This window comes from Streptomyces sp. ID05-26A, assembly GCF_033794685.1.
GTDB lineage: Bacteria > Actinomycetota > Actinomycetes > Mycobacteriales > Pseudonocardiaceae > Lentzea.
The window spans coordinates 1,006,689-1,032,724 of sequence record NZ_JARAYZ010000002.1; the positions used below are offsets into that span (position 1 = coordinate 1,006,689).

Genomic DNA, 26,036 nt, shown 5'->3' on the forward strand with positions numbered 1-26,036 from the left:
GGTTTCCCTTCTCGCCGACGGTCAGGTGGTCCGCTGCTCGGCGACGGCGGTCCAGGTGGCCATCGCCTTGGCCACCAGCTCGCCGCGGTCGTCGTACAGGGCGGTGCCGACCGTCGCGGTGCGGCCCTGCCGTCGCCACAGGCGTCCGACCACGACGTGGGGTGTGAGCGCGCGGGGCTTCCGGCGGGTGATCGCGACCATGCGGGTGAGCACCATCGGCTCCCGGACCGGATCCACGGTCCAGCCACCGGGGCAGTCCAGGACGCTCCACACGAGTTCGGGCTGGTCGCACGACGCTGCCGGCGGAGTCCAGGGACACGCCACCAGTCCGGGCACCGCCGGAACATCGCCCGGCGCCAGCGGAAAGCCGTCCTGCGGCTCGCGGTCCACCCCGCAGACGAAGCAGGTCGGGAACGGATGACCGAGCCTCCCCCGGTACCGGGTCGCCGCGTCGACCGCCGTCTCGAACGGAACCGGCTCCACGGCGGGGAAGTCCTGCGCCGCCGCGCTCGTGGTCGCGATCAGCCGGTCACCGTCCCAGACGTGGGAGCGCTGCCTCCCCGGCCGGAGTTCCAGCACGCGGTCGAGCGGTGGTGCCACCAGCAGCACGACCGCCACCGGCTGATCGTGTTCGCCCGTCAGTCCCGCGAACGAGCCGCAGGCGTAGCCGCCGTTGGCCGTGTCCGGTGGGCCGTTGTACCGGGCGGGGATGCGCACCGTCCGTTCCATCGCCTCACCCGCCCCGGATTCCGGTCTGGAAGGCGTCGAGCAGGGCGCCGGGAGCCTTGATGAACGCGTGGTGGTCACCGTCCAGCACGACCGGGGTGCTGCGTCCCCAGTGGGCCCATCCGGCCATCAGGCCGGGCGGGATCTCCACGTCGCCGGACCACCCGATCGCCCGGATCGCGAAGGAGTCGACCGGCGTCCTGGGCAGGCGGTAGGCCCGGTTGGCGGCCAGGTCGTCGACGAGCACCTTGACGAAGAAGTCGACCAGCCGCTTGGCCGGCTTCACCAGCCCCAGCATCCGCACGACCTCGACACGAAGCTCGTCCGTGCCCATGTCGAGGAACCGGCCGTACGGCCCGTCGTCCGGCGCCACCTGCGAGGAGATGAAGCAGGTCGTCGGCGCTTTCGCGTCGGACGCCATGCGCCGCGCGAACTCGAAGGCGGCGAGCGCTCCACCGCAGTGCCCGAACACGCTGAAGTCGCGGTCGAGGTGCGGCCCGAGTTCGGCGGTCATCTGCTCGGCCAGCCGCTCGTACGTCCCGTAGTGCGGCTCCCCCATCCGGGTCTCCCGGCCGGGCAGGTGCAGCGGTACCAGGGCGATGTCGCCGACGCGGTCGGGCCACGAGCGGAACATCGAGGCGCCGCAACCGGAGTACGGGAAGCACAGCAGCACGTGGTCGCAGTCGTCCGGCGGATCGGTCAGGAACCAGCGGTTGGTCACGCGTCCTCCTTCGCGGCACCGAAGACCCGTTTCAGCACGTCTCCGATGACCCGCATGGATTCCGGCCGGTCCATGTCCTGGTGGCCGGTCGGTACGGTGTGGACGGTCAGGCCCGCGTGGACGAAGTCCTGCCACGAGGCCGCGGGATCCTTGCTGTTCTCCGCCGTCGCCTTGAAGAAGACCGCCGCCCCGTCGAACTCCGGTGGCACGTATCCGGTCAGCAACCCGATGTGCGCGACGCTGATGTCCGACACCAGCTCGGCGATCGCGTCCACGTCCGGCAGGTCCGCGTCGGCGTACCGTCCGCGCAGGAACAGGTCGAACCCCTCGCGCACGTCCTCGCCGCGCAGGTCGCCCGCCTCTGCGGCGGTTTCGGGGTAGCAGTCCATCAACGCCAGCAGCTCGACCCGTTCGCCGCGCGCCCGGAGTTCGGCAGCGATGGCGTGCGCGGCGATGCCGCCGAACGACCAGCCGAGCAGGTTGTACGGCCCGTGCGGCTGCACCGAGGTGATCCTGGCGAGGTAGGTGTCGACCAGTTCCGCCATGGACTCCGGCATGGCGTCGGGGCCGGTGGGATCGAGGCCGGGCGCCTGGAGCGCGTAGATCGGCCGGTCGTCGACGTACCGGGCGAGGCTGAGGTAGAACCAGCCGACGCCGCTCACAGGGTGCACGCAGAACAGCGGACGTCCGGCGCCGTGCGCGCGGATGGTCATGAGCGGCGCGTACGTCTCGTCGCGGCCGTCGTGGTTCAGGTCCAGCAGTCGCGGCGTCAGCTCGGCCACGGTGGAATGTTCGAACACCGTCCTCATGGGAACGTCGGTCCGCAGCACGGTGCGGATGCGAGACAACAACCTCGTGGCGAGCAGCGAATGTCCGCCCAGGTCGAAGAAGCTGTCATCGATGCCGACGTCGGCCACGCCCAGCACCTCGGCGAACAGACCGGCCAGCACCTCCTCGTGGGCGTTGCGCGGCCGCCGGGCCGAGCCGCCGGCGAGCTCGGGCGTCGGCAACGCGTCCCGGTTCACCTTTCCGTTGGCGGTCAACGGAAGGCGGTCGAGCATCAGCACCGCCGACGGGACCATGTACGCGGGCAGCCGGCCGCTCAGGAAGGCCCGCAGGTCGATCCCGTGGTCGGCGACGGGCACGTTGCCGTACGAGGTCAGCGGTCCGGCCTTCGTGTAGCCGGGCGTGCAGGTGCCGGCGTCGTCATCGGGTGCGGCGAAGACGACGTCCATGTGTCCGGCGATCCGCGACCACGTCACCGCCGCCGCGTACCCCAGCCGCTCCCCGAGCTCGCAGAGCTCATCCCGTCGCACACCGGCGGATTCGGGCGGGCTGTGCTCACCGTGCAGATCACCGGTGGAGCGCAGGGCGTTCACCAGAGCCGCGTTCGGTACACCGACGACCCTGACGCGGTCGGGCCGCCGTGTCCGGAGGTGGTGTTCCAACGCCTCGCAGCTCGCCACCTCGCTCCACCGCAGCCGGGGAACGTCCGCGAACGACCGCGTCCCGGACGGCGCCCTGCGCAGGGTCACGTCGTAGCGGAACTGGCTCAGCTCGTTGTCGTAGGCGCCGCTCTTCATCCGCACGTCGACCGCGTCGATCACGGGCAGCGTGTCCCGGAGCGCGGGGAAGAAGTCCGGGTGCAGGACCAGTTCCTTCTCCATGGCGATCTCGGTGGCGATGGCACGGCGGATCTTGTCCCGGCCTGCCTCGTCGAGTTCGGCCGTGGTCTCCAGGCCGAGGCGCCGGACCTGGACCGTGGTGGCGAACTCGCGCAGCAGCGCGCCGTTGCGGACGTCGCCGATGAACAGCGCGCCGCCCGGTGCCAGCAGTCCCATCGCCTTCTCGATGACGTCGACCAGGTACTGCACGCTCGGGAAGTACTGAACGACCGAGTTGAGCACGACGGTGTCGAACCCGCGTTCCGGCAGCCGGTCGATCAGGTCGGCTCGCCCGACGACCAGCGTCACCCGGCCCGCCCACTCCGGCGCCAGCCGATCGAGGTGCTGCCGGAGCCCGTCGATCACGGGTTCGGAGAAGTCCGTCCCGCAGTACGTGTCGCACAGCGGGGCCAGGCGGGACATCAGCAGGCCGGTGCCGACGCCGATCTCGAGCAGTCTCCCCGGCCGCAGCGACCGGATCCGCTCGACCGTCGTGTCGCGCCACTCCCGCATCTCCGGCAGCGGAATCGGTGCTCCGGTGTAGCTGCTGTGCCAGCCGCGGAAGTCGTCGCCGAAGCCGGCCGGGAGTTCCCCGTCGTACAGGCCGTCGTACATGTCCTGCCACTGGTCCACCAGTTCCGCCTCACGGCTCTCCTGGCGTTCGGCCGGTGCCTCCTGGTTCGCGACGACGTACGCGACCAGTTGCCGGTCGCCCTGCCCGGTGAGGTCACGGGCGGCCACCGCGGCCTGCGCCACCCGGGGGTGTGACCTCAGGACCGCTTCGACCTCGCCGGGTTCGACCCGGAACCCGCTGATCTTCACCTGGTCGTCCACCCTGCCGACGAACACGAGCCGTCCGTCGCGCGTCCAGCGCGCCAGGTCGCCGGTGCGGTACATCCGGGAACCCGCCGGGCCGAACGGATTCGCCACGAACCGTTCCGCGGTGAGCCCCGGCCTGCCGAAGTACCCGCGTGCCAGACCCGCGCCGCCGATCCACAGTTCGCCGGCCACGCCCGTCGCGACCGGGGTCAGGTCGTCGGTCAGGACGTACACGCGGGCGTTCAGGATCGGGGTGCCGATCGGGACGACCGGATCGTCGAACTCGCCGCGGTTCGCGGCGGAGACGACGTGGGTCGTGGCGTTCACGGTGGTCTCGGTCGGGCCGTAGATGTTGATGATCCGGATGTCGTCGTGCGCCTGGAGGACGCGGTCTACGGCGGCGGTGGACACCTTGTCGCCGCCCGTCGCGAGGTAGCGCATGGTCCGCAGACCCGACAGGTCCTCCGACGACATGAGGTCGAACAGTCCGGCGGTGGCCCACAGGGAGTCGATCTCGTGCGAGGAGACGAACTGGATGCGGTTCGCCGGTGACTCCATGCCCACGGGCAGCGGGAAGAGGGTCCGGCCGGTCAGCAGTGCCGGCCAGATCTCGTACACCGACGCGTCGAAGGCGACCGACGACTGGACGAGGATCCGGTCGCCGGGCCCTTCCGGCCAGCCGTTGGCGACCTCGTTCACCACACTGCGATGGGAGACCGCGACGCCTTTCGGTTGCCCGGTCGAACCGGAAGTGAACATCACGTACGCGAGGTGGGCCGGGCGCAGGCGTTCCCTGGGCGGAGTGGTCCGCTCACCGGCCACCTCCGACAGGTAAAGCCTCGGGATCTCCTCGTCCGGCAGCACGTCGCGCGTGTCCACGGCGCTGCTGGTCAGGATCAGGGCGGGTGCGGCGGCGGCGAGGACGGAACCGTTGCGGGCGCCGGGATACGCGGGGTCGATCGGCAGGTAGGCGGCACCGGCCTTCAGCACGCCGATCAGTGCCGCGATCAGGTCCGGCGAGCGTGGGAGCGCGACCGCGACCACGGACTCGATGCGCACACCCCGTGCGATCAGCTCGTGCGCGATCTCGTTGGCTCGTTCGTCGAGCTGCCGGTACGTGATGTCCTGAACATCGCCGGAGATCGCGATAGCGTCCGGGTTCCGTGCCACCTGCTGTTCGAACAGCGCGGGCACGGTGTCGTCCGGTGTCCCGGGGCTCTCGGCCGTGCGGTTGAAGACTTCCAGGAGTCGGTGGCGCTCGGCGGGCAGGAGCACGTCGACGGCCCGGATCAGCGTGTCCGGTGCGGCGACCAGAGTCTCCAGGACGCTGACGTAGCGGGCGATGATCTGCTCGATCGTCTCCCGGTCGAACAGGTCGGTCGCGTACTCGACGGAGCCGTAGTAGCCCTCGTCACCGGTGTCGCTCTCCGGCCGTTCGGCGATGTTGAAGAACAGGTCGAACCGCGAGGTGCCGGTCGAGACGGGGTGGAAGCCGACTTCCAGGTCGCCCAGGGCGAACGTCGGGTAGACGTTGTTCTGGAAGCCCAGCAGCACCTGGAAGACGGGGTGGTGGGCGACCGATCGCGTCGGGTTGAGCAGCTCGACGAGTCGTTCGAACGGCGCGTCCTGGTTCGCATACGCGCCCAGGGCCTTCTCCCGCACCTGGGCGAGCACGTCGGTGAACGTGGCGTCGTCCTCCAAGCCGACCCGCAGCACCCAGGTGTTGACGAAGAAGCCGATCAGGTCGTTCAGCAGGTCGTCGGTACGTCCGGCGATCGGCGATCCGATCGGAATGTCAGCGCCCGCACCGAGTTTGCCGAGCAGCACGGCGAGCGCGGCCTGCATCACCATGGCCGCCGTGACGCCCTGCGCGCGGGCGAACGCCTCGACGTTCTGCCGCAACTCCGCGTCCATGGTGAACAGGACGATGTCGCCGCGATGACTGGCGGCCGGCGGCCTGACCCGATCGACCGGCAGCGTGATCTGGTCCGGCAGGTCCGCCAGCTCGTCGCGCCAGTAGGCGAACTGCCGCGCCACGACCGACTCCGGGTCGTCCTCGGACCCCAGCACCTCCTGCTGCCACAACGTGTAGTCCACGTACTGCACCGGGAGCGGCTCCCACACCGGCGCCGCTCCCGCACACCGCGCCGCGTACGCCTCGGACAGGTCGCGCAACAACGGGACCAGCGACCACCCGTCCGCGGCGATGTGGTGGATCACCAGGATCAACACACATCCGCCGGCGCCTTCGACGATCCTGGCGCGAACCGGGATCTCCGCCTCCAGATTGAACCGGTACCGCGCCACCTCCGCGATCAGCGCCTCCGCTTCCGCCGCCGTCGCCGACTCGGCCACGTCGACCGGAACGTCGAACGCGTCCAGCACCCGCTGCACCGCCACACCGTCGATCTCGGCGAACACCGTCCGCAGGCTCTCGTGCCGCTCGACGACGTCACGGACGGCGGCGGAGAACGCCGCCACGTCCGGACGCCCGGACAACGCGAGCCTCATCGGGACGTTGTAGGTGGCGGAAGGACCTTCGAACCGGTACAGGAACCACAACCGCCGCTGCGCGAACGACAACGGCACCTGCTCGGGCCGCACCACCCTGGCCACCGGCACCTGCACCGCCCGGCCGTCGTCCAGCCGAGCCGCCAACGCGGCCACCGACGGACACTCGAACACCACCCGGATCGGCACCTCGACACCCAGCACCGTCCTGATGCGGGACACCAGCCAGGTGGCGAGCAGCGAATGGCCGCCCTGCTCGAAGAAGCTGTCGTCGATCCCGACCCCGGCGACGTTCAGGACCTCCGCGAAGAGCCCGGCCAGCACCTCTTCCCGGCGGTCGCGCGGCGCGCGGTACTCCCCCGCGACGACCTCGGCGGCCTGCTCGCCGCCCCGCTCCACGAGTTCCAGCCGACCTTCCCGCGTCCACCGCGCCGACTGGCCGGACGGCGTGCCTGACACGTACAGGTCGCCGACCACGCCGGTGGGTACCGGATTCGACCAGCGATCCAGCACGTGGGCCCGTGCGTCCGGGTTCTGGTCTTCGGTGTTTCGGCTCCACACTTCAAGGACGCGGTGGCGCTCGTCGGGCAGAAACACGTCAACGTCCCGGATCAGCGTGTCCGGTGCGGCGATGACGGCGGCCAGAACGCTGAGGTAGCGGCTGATGATCTGCTCGATCGTCTCCCGGTCGAACAGATCCGTGGCGTACTCGACGAACCCGTAGTACCCGGTGTCGGTGGCTTCCTGTTCGACGATGTTGAACAGCAGGTCGAACCGCGAGGTGCCCGTCGACGTCGGCTCGAAACCGACCCCGAGATCACCCAGCGCGAGATGGGGGAAGATGTTGTTCTGGAAGGCGAGTGAGACCTGGAACAACGGGTGGTGCGCGGTCGACCGGGCCGGGTTGAGCAACTCGACGAGGCGCTCGAACGGCGCGTCCTGGTTCGCGTAAGCCCCAAGAGCCTTCTCCCGAACCTGGGCGAGGACATCGGCGAACGTCGCGTCGTCCTCCAGGCCGACCCGCAGCACCCAGGTGTTGACGAAGAAACCGATCAGATCGTCCAACGTCTCGTCGGTGCGCCCGGCGATCGGCGACCCGATCGGAATGTCAGTGCCCGCACCGAGTTTGCCGAGCAGCACGGCGAGCGCGGCCTGCATCACCATGGCGGCGGTCGCGCCCTGACTGCGGACCAACGTCTCAACGCCCTGACGCAACTCCGCGTCCATCGTGAACAGCACGACGTCACCGCGATAACTGGCGACAGGTGGCCTGACCCGATCTACGGGCAACGTGATGTGGTCCGGCAGACCGGCCAACTCGTCGCGCCAGTACGTGAACTGACGGGCGATGACCGAATCCGGATCGTCCTCCGACCCCAGCACATCCCGCTGCCACAACGTGTAGTCCACGTACTGCACCGGAAGCGGCTCCCACACCGGTGCCACCTCCGCACACCGCGCGGCGTAGGCGCCGGACAAGTCGTGCAACAGCGGGACCAGCGACCACCCGTCCGCGGCGATGTGGTGGATCACCAGGATCAACACACACCCGGCGTCGCCCACGACGACCCTGGCTCGAACCGGAATCTCCGCCTCCAGGTCGAACCGGTGCCGCACGACCTCGCCGACCGATTCCTCCAGTTCCTCAGGCGTGCTCGCCTCGACGACGTCGAGCGGAACGTCGAACGCGTCCAGCACCCGCTGCACCGCCACACCGTCGATCTCGGCGAACACCGTCCGCAGACTCTCGTGCCGCCCCAGAACGTCCCGGAGCGCGGCGGACAACGCCGTCACATCCGGACGCCCGGACAACGCGAGCCCCATCGGGACGTTGTAGGTCGCGGAAGGACCTTCGAACCGGTACAGGAACCACAACCGCCGCTGCGCGAACGACAACGGCACCCGCTCGGGCCGCACCACCCTGGCCACCGGCACCTGCACCGCCCGGCCGTCATCCAGCCGAGCCGCCAGCCCGGCCACCGACGGACACTCGAACACCACCCGGATCGGCACCTCCACACCCAGCACCACCCGGATGCGGGACACCAGCCTCGTCGCCAGCAACGAATGACCGCCCCGGTCGAAGAAGCTGTCGTCCACGCCCACAACAGGAACCCGCAGCACCTCGGCGAACAGACCACAAAGGATCTCCTCGCGGAGAGTGCGCGGTCCCCGATGAGCGGTCCCCGCGAACTCAGGCTCCGGCAACGCTGCCCGGTCCACCTTCCCGTTCGCCATCAGCGGCAGGTCGTCGACGACGACCACCACCGCCGGCACCATGAACTCCGGCAACCGGGACGCCACGAACCCACGCAGGTCCAGCGCCGCACCACCCACCGCGTAAGCCACCAACTGCTTGCCACCCGCACCATCACGAGCAACGACCACAGCGCGCGACACCTCGGGATGCGACCCCAGGACGGCTTCGACCTCACCAGGCTCGACCCGGAAACCCCGGATCTTCACCTGATCGTCGGCCCGGCCGACGAACACCAGCTCACCACCGGACCACCGCACCAGATCCCCGGTCCGGTACATCCGCGAACCCCCACCACCAAAGGGATCCGCGACGAACCGCGACGCGGTGAGGGCGGGCAGATCGTGGTAGCCGCGCCCGACGTTCGGCCCGGCGACGTGCAGTTCTCCGGCCACTCCCGGCGGGACCGGGTTGAGGTCGGCGTCGAGGACGTGGACGCGGACACCGCCGAGCGGGGTGCCGATCGGCGCGTTGCCGCGATCGTCCACCGTGTCCAGTGACGCGGAGGCCGTGGCGTAGAACGACTCGGTCTGCCCGTAGGCGTTGAAGACCCGGGTTTCCGGTAGCACCTCACGGATGCGGTGGACCAGGGAGACGGGAAGTGCCTCACCGGCGAGCACCACGGCGTTGATGGTGGTGGCCTCCGGCAGGCCGGTCAGCAACTCGGCGAACGCGGACGGCACCGTGCTGACGACGCCGCCCGTCCACGAGTCGCGTTCGCCGAGTTCCAGCACGTCCCCGACGACGTCGACGACACCGCCGGTGGCCAGGGTCGCGAAGATCTCGAACACCGACACGTCGAAACTGACCGACGTGCCGGCCAGCGTGACCCCGCCCTGCCGCATGCCGAACCGGGCGGCCAGTTCCCGCACGCAGAGCGTGACACTCGCGTGCGTGATCCCCACGCCCTTCGGGATGCCCGTGGAACCGGAGGTGTACATCAGATACGCGAGATTGCCCGGCGACAACGGGGGACGCGGGTCCGCGCCGGTCGTGGTGAGCTCGTCGATCAGGAGGCACCGCACCCCTTCGCCGGCAACGGTTCCGGCGGTGGCGCTGTCCGCGATGACGACCACCGGTGCCGCGTCGGTGAGCACGTACGCCAGCCGGTCAGCCGGATACCCGGGATCGATCGGCAGGTAGGCGGCACCGGCTTTCAGGACACCGAGCAGGGCCGCGACCAGGTCCGGCGACCGGGGAAGCGCGACCGCGACCACCGACTCGATCCGCACGCCGTGGGCGATCAACGCGTGCGCGATCTGGTCGGCGCGTTCGTCGAGCTCCCGGTAGGTCAGCGCCGCCCCGGCACAGGTGACGGCGAGAGCCTCCGGCGTCCGCTCGACCTGGCTCTCGATCAGCAGGGGAACCGTCGTGATCGGCGCCGGGTCGTCCGAGGCTTCGAGGAGCCGGCGGCGCTCGGCGGGCAGCAGCACGTCCACGGCTCGGATCGGGACGTCCGGGGTGGCGACCACGGTCTCCAGGACGCCGACGTAGCGGGTGATGATCCGCTCGATCGTTTCCCTGTCGAACAGGTCGGTGGCGTACTCCGCGAACCCGTGGTAGCCGTCCGGTCGCTCGACGATGTTGAACAGCAGGTCGAACCGCGAGGTGCCGGTCGACGTCGGCGTGAAGGTGATCTTCAGGTCGCCCAGGGCGAGGTGTGGCGAGCTGTTGTTCTGGAAGGCGAGCGAGACCTGGAACAACGGGTGGTGCGCGGTCGACCGCACGGGGTTGAGCAACTCCACCAGTCGCTCGAACGGCGCGTCCTGGTTCGCATACGCGCCAAGAGCCTTTTCCCGCACCTGAGCGAGAACGTCGGCGAACGACGCGCCACGCTCCAGGCCGACCCGCAGCACCCAGGTGTTGACGAAGAAACCGATCAGGTCGTCCAACGTCTCGTCGGTACGACCCGCGATCGGCGACCCGATCGGAATGTCGTCGCCCGCACCGAGTTTCCCGAGCAGCACCGCGAGCGCGCCCTGCATCACCATGGCCGGCGTGACACCCTGACTGCGGGCCAACGCCTCGACGCCCGCACGCAACGCCGCGTCCATCGTGAACGGGACGACGTCACCGCGATAGCTGGCCGCCGGTGGCCTGATCCGATCGACCGGCAGGACGACCTGTTCTGGCAGACCAGCCAACTCGTCGCGCCAATACGCGAACTGCCGCGACACGACCGATCCCGGATCGTCCTCCGACCCCAGCACTTCCCGCTGCCACAGCGAGTAGTCCACGTACTGCACCGGAAGCGGCTCCCAGCCCGGCTCCGTCCCCGCACACCGCGCCGCATACGCCTCGGACAGGTCGCGCAACAACGGGACCAGCGACCACCCGTCCGCGGCGATGTGGTGCACCACCAGCATCAACACCTGCCCGGCGGCACCCGTGACGATCCGGGCCCTGATCGGGATCTCCGCCTCCAGGTCGAACCGGTACCGCGCCACCTCCGTGACCACTGCCTCCAGCTCCGCCGCCGAAGACGCCTCGACGACGTCGACGGGCACCGCGCCGGCTTCCAGCACCCGTTGCACCGGCACGCCGTCGACCTCGGCGAACACGGTCCGCAGGCTCTCGTGCCGCGCGACTAGGTCGTGGACGGCGGCGGACAGGGCCGGCACGTCCGGCAGACCCGACAGCTCCAGCCTCATCGGCACGTTGTAGGTGGCGGAGGGCCCCTCGAACCGGTGCAGGAACCACAACCGACGCTGTGCGAACGACAACGGCACCCACTCCGGCCGCACCACCCGGCCCACCGGCACCTGCACCGGCCGGTCACCGTCCAAACGCGCTGCCAGCCGCGCCACGGACGGGTTCTCGAACACCGTCCGGATCGGCACCTCGACGCCCAGCGCCGTCCTGACCCGCGACACCAGCTTCGTCGCCAGCAGCGAATGGCCGCCCTGGTCGAAGAAGTTGTCGTCGATCCCGACCTGGCCGACGTCGAGGACTTCCGCGAACAGCCCTGCGAGCACCTCTTCGCGCGGGTTCCGGGGAGCCCGGTGGGTTCCCCCGCCGAACTCCGGCTCCGGCAGCGCCTCCCGGTCCACCTTCCCGTTCACCGTCAGCGGCAGGTCGTCGACGACGACCACCACCGCCGGCACCATGAACTCCGGCAACCGGGACGCCACGAATCCCCGCAGTTCCGCGCCGTCCAGTGCACCACCAACCGCGTACGCCACCAACTGCTTGCCACCCGCACCTTCACGAGCAACCACCACCGCCCGCGACACCCGCGGATGCGACCCCAGCACCGCTTCGACCTCACCGGGCTCGACCCGGAACCCCCGGATCTTCACCTGATCGTCGACCCGACCCAGGTAGACCAGGTCGCCCTCACGCGACCACCGCACCAGGTCCCCGGTCCGGTACATCCGCGAACCCCCGCCACCGAAGGGATCCGCGACGAACCGCGACGCGCTCAGCCCGGAACGTCCGAAGTAACCACGCGCCAACTGCGCACCCGACACGTACAACTCACCCACGACACCAACAGGAACCAGCCGCAGATCCGAGTCCAGCACTCGCATCCGCGTGTTCGACACCGGGGTGCCGATGGGCACCACGGTCGGCCAGCCGGTGCCGGGGTCGTCGAGCGCGTGGCTGGTGACGACGTGGGTCTCCGCCGGTCCGTAGTTGTTGCGCAGCCGGATCCCGGGAGAGTCGAGGAAGAACGCCCGGAGGCGGTCGTCCAGGGTCAGCGCCTCGCCCGCCTGGCACACCTCACGCAGGTCGGGTAGGTCGATCCCGGCTTCCTGGGCCGCCTCGCACACGGCCTTGACGACCGGGGTCGGTGCGAACAGTTCACTGATCCGCTGCTCGCGCAGCCATGCCGCCAGCGCGTGCGGATCGGCCCTGGTCTCGTCGTCCGGAACGACCAGGGTCTTGCCCGTCACCAGACAGGACAGGATCTCCTGGACCGAGACGTCGAAACTCAACGCGGTGAACTGAGCCACCTTGCGGCCCACACCGCCCTCGGCGACGCTGTCGTGCCACCGCACCAGGTTCCCGAGCGCGCCACAGGTCATGGCGACGCCCTTGGGCGCACCGGTGGAGCCGGACGTGTAGATCAGGTAGGCGAGCTGGTCCGGCTGCGTCGCGGGCCGGGGCCGCGCACCCGCCGTCGTGAGCTCGTCGACCACCAGGCACGGCACACCCGCGCCGGCCACGGAATCGATCGAAGCGCGATCGGTGATCACCACCTTCGGCGCGGCATCGGTGAGCACGAACTCCAGCCGCTCGACCGGATACGCGACGTCCACCGGCAGGTAGACACCGCCGGCTTTGAGAACTCCCAGCAGGGCGGCGACCAGGTCCGGCGAGCGCGGGAGCGCCACCGCGACCACCGCGTCCGGCCCGATCCCCTGGGCTGCCAAGGCGCCGGCGATGGCGTCGGCGCGCTCGTCGAGCTGCCGGTAGGTCAGCTCGCCCCCGGCGAAGGAGACCGCGATCGCGTCCGGTGTCCGCCGCACCTGGTCCTCGACCATCTGGGGCACCGGGCCGGCCGCGGTGGTCGCGGTGTCGTTCCAGGTTTCGAGGAGCCGGTGGCGCTCGGCGGGCAGGAGCACGTCCACGGCTCGGATCGGTGTGCCCGGTGCGGCGACGACCGTCTCCAGGACATCGGTGTAGCGGCTGATGACCTGTTCGATCGTCTCCCGGTCGAACAGGTCCGTGGCGTACTCCACGAACCCGTAGTAGCCCGTGTCGCTGTCGTCGCCGTCCGGCCGCTCGACGATGTTGAACAGCACGTCGAACCGGGACGTGCCCGTCGAGGTCGGCTCGAAGGTGACCTTCAGGTCGCCCAGCGCGAGATGGGGGAAGCTGTTGTTCTGGAAGGCGAGCGAGACCTGGAACAACGGGTGGTGCGCGGTCGACCGGGCCGGGTTGAGCAACTCGACGAGGCGCTCGAACGGCGCGTCCTGGTTCGCGTAAGCCCCAAGAGCCTTCTCCCGAACCTGGGCGACGACGTCGGCGAACGTCGCGTCGCGATCAAGGCCGACTCGCAGCACCCAGGTGTTGACGAAGAAACCGATCAGATCGTTCAACGTCTCGTCGGTGCGTCCGGCGATCGGCGACCCGATCGGAATGTCAGCGCCCGCACCGAGTTTGCCGAGCAGCACGGCGAGCGCGGCCTGCATCACCATGGCGGCGGTCGCGCCCTGACTGCGGGCCAGCGCTTCCACGCTCCGGCGCAACTCGGCGTCCAAGGTGAACACGACGAAATCGCCACGATGGCTCGCGACCGGCGGCCTGACCCGGTCGACCGGCAACCCGATCTGTTCCGGCACACCCGCCAACTCGTCGCGCCAGTACGCGACCTGGCGGGACACGACCGAGTCGGGGTCGTCCTCCGACCCCAGCACATCCTGCTGCCACAACGTGTAGTCGACGTACTGCACGGGAAGCGGCCCCCAAGCCGGCGCCGTCCCCGCGCACCGCGCCACGTACGCGTCGGACAGGTCGCGCAACAACGGGACCAGCGACCACCCGTCCGCGGCGATGTGGTGGATCACCAGGATCAGCACCTGCTCGGTGGCACCGCCGACGATCCTGGCGCGAACCGGGATCTCCGCCTCCAGGTCGAACCGGTACCGCGCCACCTCGCCGACCAGTTCCTCCAGCTCCGCCGGTGTGCTCGCCTCGACGGCGTCGAGCGGAACGTCGAACGCGTCCAGCACCCGCTGCGCCGGGACACCGTCGGCCTCGGCGAACACCGTCCGCAGACTCTCGTGCCTGCCGACGACGTCACGGATCGCGGCGGACAACGCCGCCACGTCCGGCGCGCCCGACAACCCCAGCCTCATCGGGACGTTGTAAGTCGCGGAGGGCCCTTCGAACCGGTACAGGAACCACAACCGCCGCTGCGCGAACGACAACGGCACCCGCTCGGGCCGCACCACCCTGGCCACCGGCACCTGCACCGCCCGGCCGTCGTCCAGCCGAGCCGCCAACGCGGCCACCGACGGACACTCGAACACCACCCGGATCGGCACCTCGACACCCAGCACCACCCGGATGCGGGACACCAGCCTCGTCGCCAGCAACGAATGACCGCCCCGGTCGAAGAAGTTGTCGTCCACGCCCACGGCCGAGACCCGCAGAACCTCGGCGAACAGTCCACAAAGGATCTCCTCGCGGAGATTGCGGGGCGCCCGGTAGACGTCTCCCGCGAACTCGGGTTCCGGCAGCGCTCGCCGATCGATCTTCCCGTTCGCCGTCAACGGAAGCTCGTCGACGACGACCACCACGGCCGGCACCATGAACTCCGGCACCCGAGCCGCCACGAACCCACGCAGATCCACGCCGTTCAACGCGGCACCACCCACCGCGTAAGCCACCAACTGCTTGCCGCCCGAACCATCGCGAGCGACCACCAACGCCCGCGACACCTCGGGATGCGACCCGAGTACGGCTTCGACCTCACCAGGCTCGACCCGGAACCCCCGGATCTTCACCTGGTCGTCGGCCCGGCCCTCGAACACCAGCTCAGAACCGGACCACCGCACCAGATCCCCGGTCCGATACATCCGCGAACCCGCGCCACCAAAGGGATCCGCGACGAACCGCGACGCAGTGAGCCCGCATCGCCCGAAGTAGCCACGCGCCAACTGCGCGCCCGCCACGTACAACTCACCCACGACACCAACCGGAACCAGCCGCAATCCCGGATCCAGCACCCGCACCCGCATGTTCGGCACCGGAAGGCCGATCGCGCTGCCGGTCGTGGACGCGTCGAGCGGCCGGTGGGTGACGTGCACGGTCGTCTCGGTGATCCCGTACATGTTGACCAGCTGAGGATCCCGGTCACCGTGGCGCGCGTACCACCCGCTGAGCGTCCCGGGATCGAGCGCCTCGCCGCCGAAGATCACGAAGCGCAGCGCGAGGTCGTCCGGGAACTCCGCGTCCGCCTCGGCCAGTTGCCGGAACGCCGACGGGGTCTGGTTGAGCACGGTGACCCGTTCGGCGGCCAGCAGCCGGCGGAAGTCGCGGGCGGAGCGGCTGATCTCGTGCGGCACGACGACGAGCCGGCCGCCGTGCAGCAGCGGGCCCCAGATCTCCCAGACGGAGAAGTCGAAGGACGGCGAGTGGAACAACGTCCAGACGTCGTCCGGTCCGAAGTGGAACCGCGACTCGGTGGCGGCGAACAGCCGCGTCACGTTCGCGTGCGGGACGACCACGCCCTTCGGCGTTCCGGTCGAACCGGACGTGTAGATCAGGTAGGCGGGCTGGTCACCGTGCCGGGGACCGACCGCGACGCCGTCTCCGCGTTCATCGACCGAGATCCGCGGATGCCCGGTGGCCGGCAGGTCGACGTCCGCGCCGGTGATCACCAGGACCGGGTCGGCGTCGTCGAGCACGAAGCGGATCCGGTCCGCCGGGTAGTCAGGGTCGACGGGCAGGTAGGCGGCCCCCGTCTTCAGCACCGCCAGCAACGCCACCACGAAGTCGATCGATCGCGGCACCGCCACGGCCACGAACCGCTCAGCGCACGCGCCCCGTGCGGCCAGTGCCCGCGCGAGCCCGTCCGAGCGCTGATCCAGTTCGGCGTAGGTGGCGGTGAGGGCGCCGGACACCACCGCCGTCGCGTCGGGCCTGGCCAGCACCTGCTCCGCGAAGAACGACACGAGGGTGCGGTCGGTGACCGGTTCCGCGGTCTCGTCCCGCGCCACGAGCCAGGCCAGTTCCACCGGCGGCAGGGTCTGTGCCACGTCCACCGGCGCGTGCGGATCCGCCAGCACGGCGCGCAGGCACGCGACCAGCCGGGAACACAGCGCGGCCAGATCGTCGCGGTCGTAGAGCGAATCCGGGGCGTCGAACCGCACGCACAGGTCGCCCCTGGTCCCACCGTCGACGTAGATCGAGATCGCGAGCTCGTCGGTGACCCCGAACGACGTTCCGGCCAGCCGCGCCGTGCGGCCGCCGAACTCGACCGGCTCCAGGAACTGGATGAGGTTGAGGATCGCGCCGAAGGGACTGCGCGGTTCCCGGCTCAGGCCGGCCTCCCGCCGAATGCTGGAGATCTGCAGCGACGAGTGCCGGAAGATCCGCGTCGTCTCGGCGGTGACCACGCCGGCCAGCTCCGCCAGCGACGTGCCGGGCCGGAAGGCGACCTTGATCGGCAGGATGTTGGAGACGATCCCCGGGGTCGCCTTCGTCGCGCCGAACCGGTTGTTGACGCTGAGGGAGAACAGCGGCTCGTCCTGCCGGCACATCTGCCGGAAGAACACGGCGACCGCCGCGATGGTCAGCGAGGACATCGTGACGCCGAGCGCCGCGGCGGTCTCCGCCCACTGCGCGTGCTCCGCCGCCGGAATCGCGGCCTCGAAGTTGCACATCCGCTGCCGGGCGGCCGTCGTGAGCCGGGGCGGGTCGAGCTCGGCGACGTCCATCTTCGCGACGCCGCGCGGCAGCCGGACCACCTCGTCGGCGTCCGCGACGTACTCGCGCCAGAACGCCGCGTCGGCGGCGGACCGGGCCGAGTCGCGGTACCGCCGGTCGGCGCGGTGGAAGACCTCGGGGTCGGCGAACGCGTTCGGCGGCACCGGCCCGCCGGCGTGCAGCGCGCGGTAGATCTCGGCGATCCGCCGGGACAGGACGTTGAGGACGCCGAAGCCGTCGGAGATCAGGTGCGGGCACACCACGACCAGCAGCAGCCGATCCCGGTCCAGCTCGATCACACCGGCGCGGACGAGGAGTTCGGTCTCGAAGTCGAACGGCTGCCCCACCAGGTCGTTCACGATGCCGTGAGAGGCTCCGAGCGGATCGGCCTCCCCGGCGACCGTGATCGAGAACGGCTGCCAGTCGCCGAGCTCGCGCAGCACCTGCCGCAGGCCCTCGTCGCCGTCGCGGAAGTTGACCAGCAACGTCCGCGCCTCCGCGATGGCCGTGCGGATCGCGGAGTTGAGCGCGGCACGGTCCACGTCGCCGTCGAGCTGCCACCCGGCCAGGCCGTTGTTCGGCACGTCGGGCGAGATCGCGTGCGCGAACCACATCCGTTCCTGGGCAGCCGAGAGGGCGAGCGATGGCATTGCACGCTCCGCGGCCGTCGCGTTCGTTCCCATGAACGAAGTCCACCGCAAACCCCGGCCACCACGGGGCCACTCTGTCCGGCCTCTTTCCGCACGATTCGGGTGGGCGGTGACTTCGCAGGGGACCGGGACCGGCTCACCCGAGCGGCAGGGCTCCGTCCACAGTGGTCACCGTGGCGGTGCGGGCGATCAGCGTCAACGCCGACTCGTGCGGGGCGTTGTCCGCCGCGGCCGTCACGTCCGCGAGCACCTCCACCGCGTCATCGCGGTCGTGGCCGTCACGGGCCGTGGCCAGCGCGACGAGATCGGTGGAGACGCCGGTCAACAGCAGCGTGTTCACGCCCCTGGTGCGCAACACGAGGTCCAGTTCCGTGTCGATGACCTCCCTGACCCGAACCGGTCAGCCTGCGGCGTCGCTCGCCGACCACCGCCGGATCCTGGCCGAAATCCGGGCGGGTGCCGCAGTCAGGGCGGCCGACGTGAGCCGGTGAACCCGGCGCACCTTGACCGCCCCGTCGCTGCCGTTCTCCACGACCGCGCTGCGACATCTTCATCCCGACCGGCACAGAACCCAGGTGGGGGTTCCGTGCCGGTCGGCGAAGCGGGCTGGCACGATCCCGAGCAGTCCACGGCGGAGCCAGAAGCAGCGCAGGCCGGCTGACCTGGAAGATCAGCCAACCGGGGTGGGCCCGAACACGCCGAAGTCCACTGTGGACATGTTGTAGTTGATCGGTACGTTCACCGCGCCAGCACGACGTCAGCAACAGCTGCTGATCACAACAGACCAGACATGACCTGGGAGACGGCGAGACAGGCGAACCGGACCAACACGGCCGTGATCATGCAGGACGATGAACCGTTCATTCGATTCTGGACTTCGGCGGCGAGCTTTAGGCTGCGCGGGTGAAGCGACTCATCGTGGTGTCCCTGTGCCTGCTCGCCGCCGCGTGCGGCACCCCGGCTCCGGCCACGCCGAGCACGACCGACGAGTCACGGGTGCACGTCACCTTCGAGACCTACATGAAGGCCGGGGCGGCCAAGGACGGCGACACCGTCGTGACGGTGGTGGCGAGCTCCATGTTCGACATCTACGACCAGGCCAGGAAGCTGGCGCTGACCGGTACCGAACAGCAGGTCGCCGCCGTACCGCTGAGCAGGCGGGCCTTCGTGTACGCCCTGCGCCGCGATGTGGACGCCCCGACCCTGCGCACCGCGTCGCCACGGGACCTGGTGCGGATCGGGGTGGAGAACGGCCTGGTCAACGAGCAGAACGCCGCCAACGTCAAGCTCGGAGCCGTCGCGGTGAGCGGTGACACCGCGTCGGCCGAGGTGCTCATGGGAGGCGAGGTGGCGCCGTACAGGTTCAGCTTCGTCCGCGAGGAAGGTTCGTGGAAGCTCGATCCGCGTCCCATGTTCGACCTCTCCGACACCGCGCTGGCCGACATCGCCGCAAAGCGGAACCTGACCCCCGACCAGCTGTTCGAACAGACGATGGTCGCGAAGTACGGGGCCGCGAAGGTCGCCGAATTGCGCCAGCCGGTCGGGGGCTGATCCACTACGCCGGCTGGACCACCGCTTGCGGGACAAGCTGAAGGCCGTGTTCGGCTGGTCCGACGACACCGCCTCGGCTCGGCCACAACGGGACGCCGACGCGCGCTACAGGTCCGCGAGCGCCGACTTCGGGTTCTCGACGCAGTCGGCGACGAACCGGAGGAAGCCACCCGCCGTGCCGCCGTCGCACACCCGGTGGTCGAAGACGAGCGACAGCTGCACGATGTGGCGCACCGCGATCTCTCCGTCGACCACCCACGGTCGCGGCAGGATGCGCCCCATGCCGAGGATCGCGACCTCGGGGTGGTTGATGATCGCGGCGCTGCCGTCGACGCCGAGCACGCCGTAGTTGTTCAGGGTGAACGACCCGGACGTGAGTTCGGCGGCGGTGGCGGTGCCCTCGCGGGCGGCCGCGGTGAGCCTGCGGATCTCGGTGTCGAGGCCGCGCATGCTCAGACGGTGCGCGTCCTTCACCGCCGGGACGACGAGACCGCGGTCGGTCTGCGCCGCCAGGCCGAGGTTCACGCCGTCGAGGTGGACGATCTCGCCGCGGTCGGTGTCCACACGGGAGTTCAGCTCGGGGAAGCGGGCGAGCCCCGCCACGACGAACCGCGCGACCATCGCGAGAACGCCTGGTGCCGCACCGGTTTCCTTGAGTTCGGCGCGGAGTTCCAGCAACGCCGTGGCGTCGACGTCGACCCACGTCGTCGCTTCGGGGATCTCGGTCCGGCTGCGGGTCAGCGTGGCGGTGACCGCCTTGCGCATGCCCGTCAACGGCACTCGGGTGCGGATCGGCAGACCTGTGCGCTGGTCCGCACCGCTCGCCGGCCCCGGCACGACGGGCTTGGGCACGACCGGGTCGGGCACGACGGTGGCGGCCTCGACGTCGCGGCGGGTGATCAGGCCACCGGGTCCGGTACCGATCAGTGCGGTGAGGTCGACGCCGCTGTCGCGGGCGAGGCGGCGCACGATCGGTGACTGCACGGCCGGGCGTTCCCCGTTGCGCACCAACGGAATGGTGGCGGTGGGGCGTTCCGCGTCGCGCATCACCGGAGCGGCGGCCGGGCGTTCGCCACTGCCCGCCGTCACAGCGGCCTTCCTGCGGCGGCGTGACGACTTCGCCTCGGAGGTCCCGTAACCGATCAGGACGTTGCCGGACCCGGCACGCTCCTCCTCCACATAGGTCTCAGCGGTGGAAGCGCCTGCCCCGACCGAGATCAACGGCGACCCGACCTGGAGCGTGTCGCCCTCCGCACCGTGCAGCCGTGCGATCACGCCGCCGAAGGGTGAAGGCACCTCGACCATCGCCTTGGCCGTCTCGACCTCCGCCACGGGCTCGTCCACGGAGATGGTGTCGCCGGTCCTGACGAGCCACCGGAGCAGCACGGCCTCGGTCAGTCCCTCGCCCAGGTCGGGCAGGTCGAACACCTGGGTGCTCATGCGGCGTCCTCCCACTGCAACGTGTCGACGGCGTCGAGGATCCGGTCCACGCCGGGCAGGAAGTGGTGCTCCAGCTTCGGTGCGGGGTAGGGCACGTCGAAACCGGTGACGCGGCGGACCGGCGCTTCCAGGTGGTGGAAGCAGCGCTCCCCCACCCGTGCGGCGATCTCCGAGGCCACCGAGGCGAACCCCGGTGCCTCGGCGATCACGACCGCACGGCCGGTCCTGCGGACCTCGGCGCACACGGTCTCGTCGTCGAACGGGACGATGGAGCGCAGGTCGACCACGCCCAGGTCCCTGCCCTCGGTGGCGGCCTGCTCGGCGGCGGCCAGCGCCACCGGCACGGACGGGCCGTAGGCGATCAGCGTGGCGTCCCTGCCGGGGCGCCGGACCACCGCGCGGCCGATCGGCGGCACGGGCACCGTCACGTCGACCTCCTCGCGGGCGAAGTAGTGCTTCTTGGGCTCCAGGAAGACGACCGGGTCGGAACCGGCGATCGCCGCACGCAGCAGGCCGTAGGCGTCGGCGTTGGTGGCCGGTGCCAGGACGGTGAGACCGGGAGTGTGGGCGTAGTAGGCCTCGGACGAGTCGCAGTGGTGCTCCACTCCCCCGATGCCGCCCGCGTAGGGGATGCGGATGACCATCGGCAGCCGCACCTTGCCGCGCGTGCGGTTGCCCAGCTTCGCGACGTGGCTGACGATCTGCTCGAACGCGGGATACGCGAAGGCGTCGAACTGCATCTCGACGACCGGGCGCATGCCGTTCATGGCCATGCCCACCGCCATGCCGACGATGCCGGACTCGGCCAGCGGGGTGTCGAAGACCCGGCTCTCGCCGAAGTCGCGGTGCAGCCCGTCGGTCACCCGGAACACACCGCCCAACTGGGCCACGTCCTCGCCGAACACCACGACGGAGTCGTCCTCGGCGATGGCGTCCCGCAGTGCGGCGTTGATCGCCTGCGCCATCGTCATCTTCTCGGCGCCCATCAGGCCTCCTCGGAGTCGAGCTCGGCCCGCAGACCCGCGCGCTGTTCCACCAGTTGCGGGGTGGGGGTGGAGTAGACGTGGGCGAAGATCTCCTCGGGGTCGAGGAACGTCTCGGCACCGACGCCGGCGCGGACCGCGGCCGCCATCTCCTCCGCGGCGGCGTGGATCTCCTGATCACGTGCGTCGTCGAGCGCGCCTGCCTCCGTCAGGTAGGTCCGCACCCGCGACAACGGGTCGCGCGGAAGCCACTCGGTGACCTCGTCCTCGGCGCGGTAGCGGCTGGCGTCGTCGGCGTTGGTGTGCGACTCGATGCGGTAGGTGTCTGCCTCGACCAGCGTCGGTCCCTCGCCCGCGCGGGCACGGTCGACGGCCTCGCCGAGCACCTTCTCGAGCACCGGCAGGTCGTTGCCGTCGACGCGGACGCCGGGCATGCCGTAGCCGATCGCCTTGGCCGCCAGCGAGGGCGCGACCGACTGGCGCGCGAGAGGAACGGAGATCGCGTACTTGTTGTTCTGCACGAAGAAGACGACCGGTGCCTTGAAGACGGCGGCGAAGTTGCAGGCCTCGTGGAAGTCGCCCTCGCTCGTCGCGCCGTCCCCGCACAGCGCCATCACGACGGTGTCCTCGCCCTTGAGGCGGGCCGCGTGGGCGACGCCGACCGCGTGCAGCAGCTGCGTGGCGAGTGGCGTGGCCTGAGGCGCGACCTTGTGCTCGTACGGGTCGTAGCCGCAGTGCCAGTCGCCGCGCAACAACGTGAGCACCTCGACCGGGTCCACCCCGCGAGCGGCGATCGCGGCCGTGTCGCGGTAGGTCGGGAACAGCCAGTCGCCGTCCGAGAGAACGGACGCGCACGCCACCTGGCAGGCCTCCTGGCCGCGCGAGGACGGGTAGACGGCCAATCGTCCCTGCCGGACCAGCGCACCGCACTGCTCGTTCAGCCGGCGGGCGAACACCAGCTTGCGGTACCCCTCCAGCAGGGCCTCGGCGTCGGGTTTCGACGCTCCCCTGACCAGGCGGCCGTTCTGGTCCAGCAGCCGGGCCGGGGTGATGGCCGCCTTGAGCTGACCGGCACTCATCCGCACCTCCACGAGCAGTTACACCTAGCCCGAATGTTGCCTATATTGGTGGCCAATCGGCTAGATCCACGCGTGAGAGCGAGACGATTGACTTCACGCCTCGATTCAGCCGGTCCAGTTGGACCTCCACACCGCCCTTTTGCCCCTGGGAGTGAGACACGTGAACCCGGAGCTGGACGAGATCGACCGCCGGATCCTCGCCGAACTGGAGGCGGACGGCCGGTTGTCGGGGCGCGCGCTGGCCGAACGCGTGACCATCTCGCGCGCGAACGCCTACGCCCGGTTCGAGCGTCTCGTGGCGGACGGGGTGATCACCGGCTTCACCGCGCGGGTGGACCCGGTGAAGGTCGGGCTGACGACGTCCGCGTACGTGGCGATGACGGTGCGGCAGAACAACTGGAGGGATCTGCAGGCGCAGCTGCGAGCCATCCCCGAAGTGCGGCACATGGCGCTCATGGGCGGTGAGTTCGACGTGATGCTGCTCGTCCGGGCGGCGGACAACGACGCCCTGCGCCGGGTCGTGCTGGAGCAGTTGCAGAACATCCCCGGAGTGCTGTCGACCAAGACGTTCCTGATCTTCGAGGACGTCGACAACCGAGCCTCGCGTCACGTCGGGTAGCGGCGGGCACCGGGTGCCAGCGGCAAGCCGACGTTTCAGTTGGCGGTGGAGCAGGTCACGGCCGGGCGAGCGGCTTCAGGACCGGCGGCGACGAACCCGAACGAGGTGGTTCCCCCGGCGGCGAGCACGGCGTTGTGGCCGGCGTTGGTGACGGTCACCGCGGTCGCGTTCTGGGCCAGGGTGCCGTTCCACAGGTTGCCGATGGTGTGGCCCGCAGCCGGCTGCCACGTGATGGTCCAGCCGGTCAGGCCGCCTGGGCTGGTGTTGCGCACGGTCACCTCGACCTGGTAGCCGCCCGGCCACGAGTTGGTCACCTCGTAACGGGCATCGCAGGCGGTCGTGACCGCGGTCGTCGCCGTCGTGGAGTTGGTCTGGGCGCTGCTGCTGGGCCGGTCGCCCTGCACGACGATGCCGATCACGACACCGGCGGCGACCAGGACGGCCGCGCCGGCGACCATCGCGATCACCCGGCGTGGCAGGTGGCGGCGGACGAGCAGCGTCCGCGTCCCGCTCTGCGGGGGCGCAGCGGGCAACGGCAGTCCCTCGGCGACCGCCGCGAGCAGCTTGTGGGCCTCGGCCATCGTCGGGCGTTGGGCCGCGTCACGATGCAGGAGGCGCAGGAGCACCTCGCCGAGCGGGCCACCCAACCGCGGCGGCTCGAACTCTCCCCGGACCACGCGTTGCAGGAGCGCGTAGGGGTTGTCGTCCACACCGAACGGCGGCGTGCCCTCCAGCGCCGCGTAGAGGGTCGCGCCGAGGGAGAACACGTCCGAGGCGAACGTCGCCGCCTCGCCCGCCGCCACCTCCGGCGCCAGGAAGGCCGGCGTGCCGACGATCAAGCGGGCGTCGGTCACCGTGCCCTCGCCGACCGCGCGGGCGATGCCGAAGTCGGTGATCTTCGCGATGCCGTCCTCGGCCAGCAGGACGTTGAACGTCGAGACGTCCCGGTGCACGATGCCCTCTGCGTGCGCCGCCGCCAGCGCGGCGGCGACCTGCCTGCCCACGGACGCGACCACGCCCGGCGGCAGCACGCCCCGTTCGGCGATCAGCGCCGCGAGGCTGCGGGAGGGCAGGTACTCCAGCACCAGACAGGGCTTGCCGTCGTGCTCGACGACCTCGTACACGCTGATCGCGTGCGGGTGCCGCAGCCGACCGGTGACCCGGCCCTCGCGCAGCATCTGCGCCACCGCGTCCGGGGACCGCCGATCCGTGTTGAGCAGCTTGACCGCGACCACGCGGTCGAGTTGCTCGTCGCGCGCCTGCCAGACCACCCCCATGGATCCTTGCCCGATCGACGACACCAGTCGGTACCGCCCGGCGATGACCTCACCCTCTTCTGGCACGTGCCGACGCTACTTGGCTGAGCCGACCATCGGCCACCTTCGACTTCGCGCGGGCTACCGCAAGGACACGATCACCTGAGCATGCTCCCAGACTGGGAAGGATGAGCCGGTGCGCAGCGGTGATGACTTTGCGAGCGGCACAACCTCGCCGGCGTGCCTGGACGGAACGCCGGCGCCGAGGTGGTCGCGCACGTGCGGGCCACCACCGGGCGGCCGAGAAGCCGTGGCAGCGCCGCTACGTCGCCCGCTTCGAGGCGTCGCCTGACCGTCCCGGACGGTCAGGCGCGCTCGACGGCGTCGGCCTGCGGGCCCCGGTCGCTCTGCCGGATGCGGAAGCGCACCCGCTCGCCCGCCACCAGCGGCTCGCCGGAGACCACCGAGACGTGCACGAAGAGGTCGGGCCCGCCCGCGTCGGGGGTGATGAAGCCGAAGCCGCGGTCGCCGTCGTAGCGGGCCACCGTGCCATCGCCGGCGCGGGCTGCGGGCCGGGTGGCCGAACGGGCCTGACTGGGGGCCGGCGCGGCCTCCACCGGCTCGCCGGCGGCCACGAACCGCACCTCGCGCGCCTGACGACCCTGGTCCACGGTGACCGAGGTGAACGAGACCCGGTCGCCCTCGGCCGGCAGGTACCGGTCGTCGACCAGGGCGCGCACGTGCAGGAAGACGTCGCCCACCCCGTCGTCGGCGGCCACGAAGCCGAACGACTTCTCCTCGTCGAACCACAGGACGGAGCCGTCGGCACCGTCACCGGCCGCGACCAGAGGGGCTCGGTGGACCCCGGCGTCGAAGCTCAGCGGCACCAGGTGCTGGGCCTGCGGCCCCTTCTCCCCGGCGATGACGACGAACGCCACCCGCTGCCCGGCCGCGAGGACGCCCCCGGTGACGATGGCGGAGGAGTGCACGAACACCTCCGCACCCCCGCCGTCCGGTGCGGCGAACCCGTAACCCTTGGCCGGCTCGTACCAGGAGACGGTGGCGAGCACACCCAAGGCCGCGTCGGGCGCGACATCCCCGGTGACGGCGACGTGCAGCGCCTGCGGACCGCGGGGTCCCTCACCGGTCTCGAACTCCACCGTCTGACCCTCGCGCAGCGCCCGGGCCGCGCCCTCACCCTGCACCTGCGAGACGTGCACGAAGATGTCGTCGCTGCCGTCGTCGGGGGCGAGGAAGCCGAAGCCGCGCTCTAGGTCGTACCAGCGGACGGTTCCCTGCTGCACAGTGCACTCCTGGTCTTGCGGGTGGTCGGGGGTCCAGTGTCCCGTACCTCCTGATCCCGGCGCGCGGCAGCTCCGCC

11 protein-coding genes and 1 pseudogene are annotated in these 26,036 nt (G+C 70.4%); 2 read left to right on the plus strand and 10 right to left on the minus strand.

Translation table 11 applies throughout. The features are described from left to right. Positions 1–21: 21 nt before the first annotated feature. The 4 genes from PV646_RS20400 to PV646_RS20415 all read right to left on the minus strand — a co-directional run bounded on the left by PV646_RS20400 (position 22) and on the right by PV646_RS20415 (position 18,085). Positions 22–729, minus strand: a complete 708-nt coding sequence (locus PV646_RS20400; RefSeq protein WP_500343752.1) for a hypothetical protein — start codon at positions 727–729, stop codon at positions 22–24. 4 nt (positions 730–733) lie between these two features. Next, positions 734–1,447, minus strand: a complete 714-nt coding sequence (locus PV646_RS20405; protein WP_500343753.1) for a thioesterase II family protein — start codon at positions 1,445–1,447, stop codon at positions 734–736. Then, positions 1,444–17,727: an amino acid adenylation domain-containing protein gene (locus tag PV646_RS20410; protein ID WP_500343754.1), complete on the minus strand. Its 16,284-nt coding sequence runs from the start codon at positions 17,725–17,727 to the stop codon at positions 1,444–1,446. Before PV646_RS20410 ends, PV646_RS20405 begins: the two co-directional genes overlap by 4 nt. Positions 17,728–17,863: 136 nt before the next feature. Then, positions 17,864–18,085: an isochorismatase family protein gene (locus PV646_RS20415; protein ID WP_500343755.1), complete on the minus strand. Its 222-nt coding sequence runs from the start codon at positions 18,083–18,085 to the stop codon at positions 17,864–17,866. A gap of 545 nt (positions 18,086–18,630) precedes the next feature. Between PV646_RS20415 and PV646_RS20420 the strand changes: the two genes are divergently transcribed. Further along, entirely contained in the window at positions 18,631–19,278 is a 648-nt protein-coding gene (locus PV646_RS20420; protein WP_500343756.1) for a hypothetical protein, read from the plus strand. Between the two features lie 105 nt (positions 19,279–19,383). On the opposite strand, the gene PV646_RS20425 is transcribed toward PV646_RS20420, so the two are convergent. From PV646_RS20425 to pdhA, 3 genes are read right to left on the minus strand one after another with little or no spacing between them, the layout of a single operon-like run. Beyond that, complete coding sequence (locus PV646_RS20425; RefSeq protein ID WP_500343757.1) at positions 19,384–20,718, minus strand: dihydrolipoamide acetyltransferase family protein; 1,335 nt, start codon at positions 20,716–20,718, stop codon at positions 19,384–19,386. After that, positions 20,715–21,704 (minus strand): alpha-ketoacid dehydrogenase subunit beta, encoded by a 990-nt coding sequence (locus PV646_RS20430; protein WP_500343758.1) that lies wholly within the window; start codon positions 21,702–21,704, stop codon positions 20,715–20,717. The genes PV646_RS20425 and PV646_RS20430 overlap by 4 nt, the downstream gene beginning before the upstream one ends. After that, entirely contained in the window at positions 21,704–22,780 is a 1,077-nt protein-coding gene (gene pdhA / locus PV646_RS20435; RefSeq protein ID WP_500343759.1) for a pyruvate dehydrogenase (acetyl-transferring) E1 component subunit alpha, read from the minus strand. The genes PV646_RS20430 and pdhA overlap by 1 nt, the downstream gene beginning before the upstream one ends. 160 nt (positions 22,781–22,940) lie before the next feature. Between pdhA and PV646_RS20440 the strand changes: the two genes are divergently transcribed. Beyond that, positions 22,941–23,399, plus strand: a complete 459-nt coding sequence (locus PV646_RS20440) for an Lrp/AsnC family transcriptional regulator (protein ID WP_500343760.1) — start codon at positions 22,941–22,943, stop codon at positions 23,397–23,399. Positions 23,400–23,434: 35 nt separating this feature from the next. On the opposite strand, the gene PV646_RS20445 is transcribed toward PV646_RS20440, so the two are convergent. The 3 genes and pseudogenes from PV646_RS20445 to PV646_RS20455 all read right to left on the minus strand — a co-directional run. Then, the gene (locus tag PV646_RS20445; protein ID WP_500343761.1) at positions 23,435–24,742 is read right to left on the minus strand and encodes a protein kinase domain-containing protein; all 1,308 of its coding nucleotides are present in this window, start codon (positions 24,740–24,742) and stop codon (positions 23,435–23,437) included. A gap of 278 nt (positions 24,743–25,020) precedes the next feature. Further along, complete coding sequence (locus PV646_RS20450; protein ID WP_500345041.1) at positions 25,021–25,725, minus strand: cold shock domain-containing protein; 705 nt, start codon at positions 25,723–25,725, stop codon at positions 25,021–25,023. Between the two features lie 27 nt (positions 25,726–25,752). Further along, a pseudogene (locus PV646_RS20455) lies at positions 25,753–25,959 on the minus strand (cold-shock protein); the annotation flags it as partial. Positions 25,960–26,036: the final 77 nt, after the last annotated feature.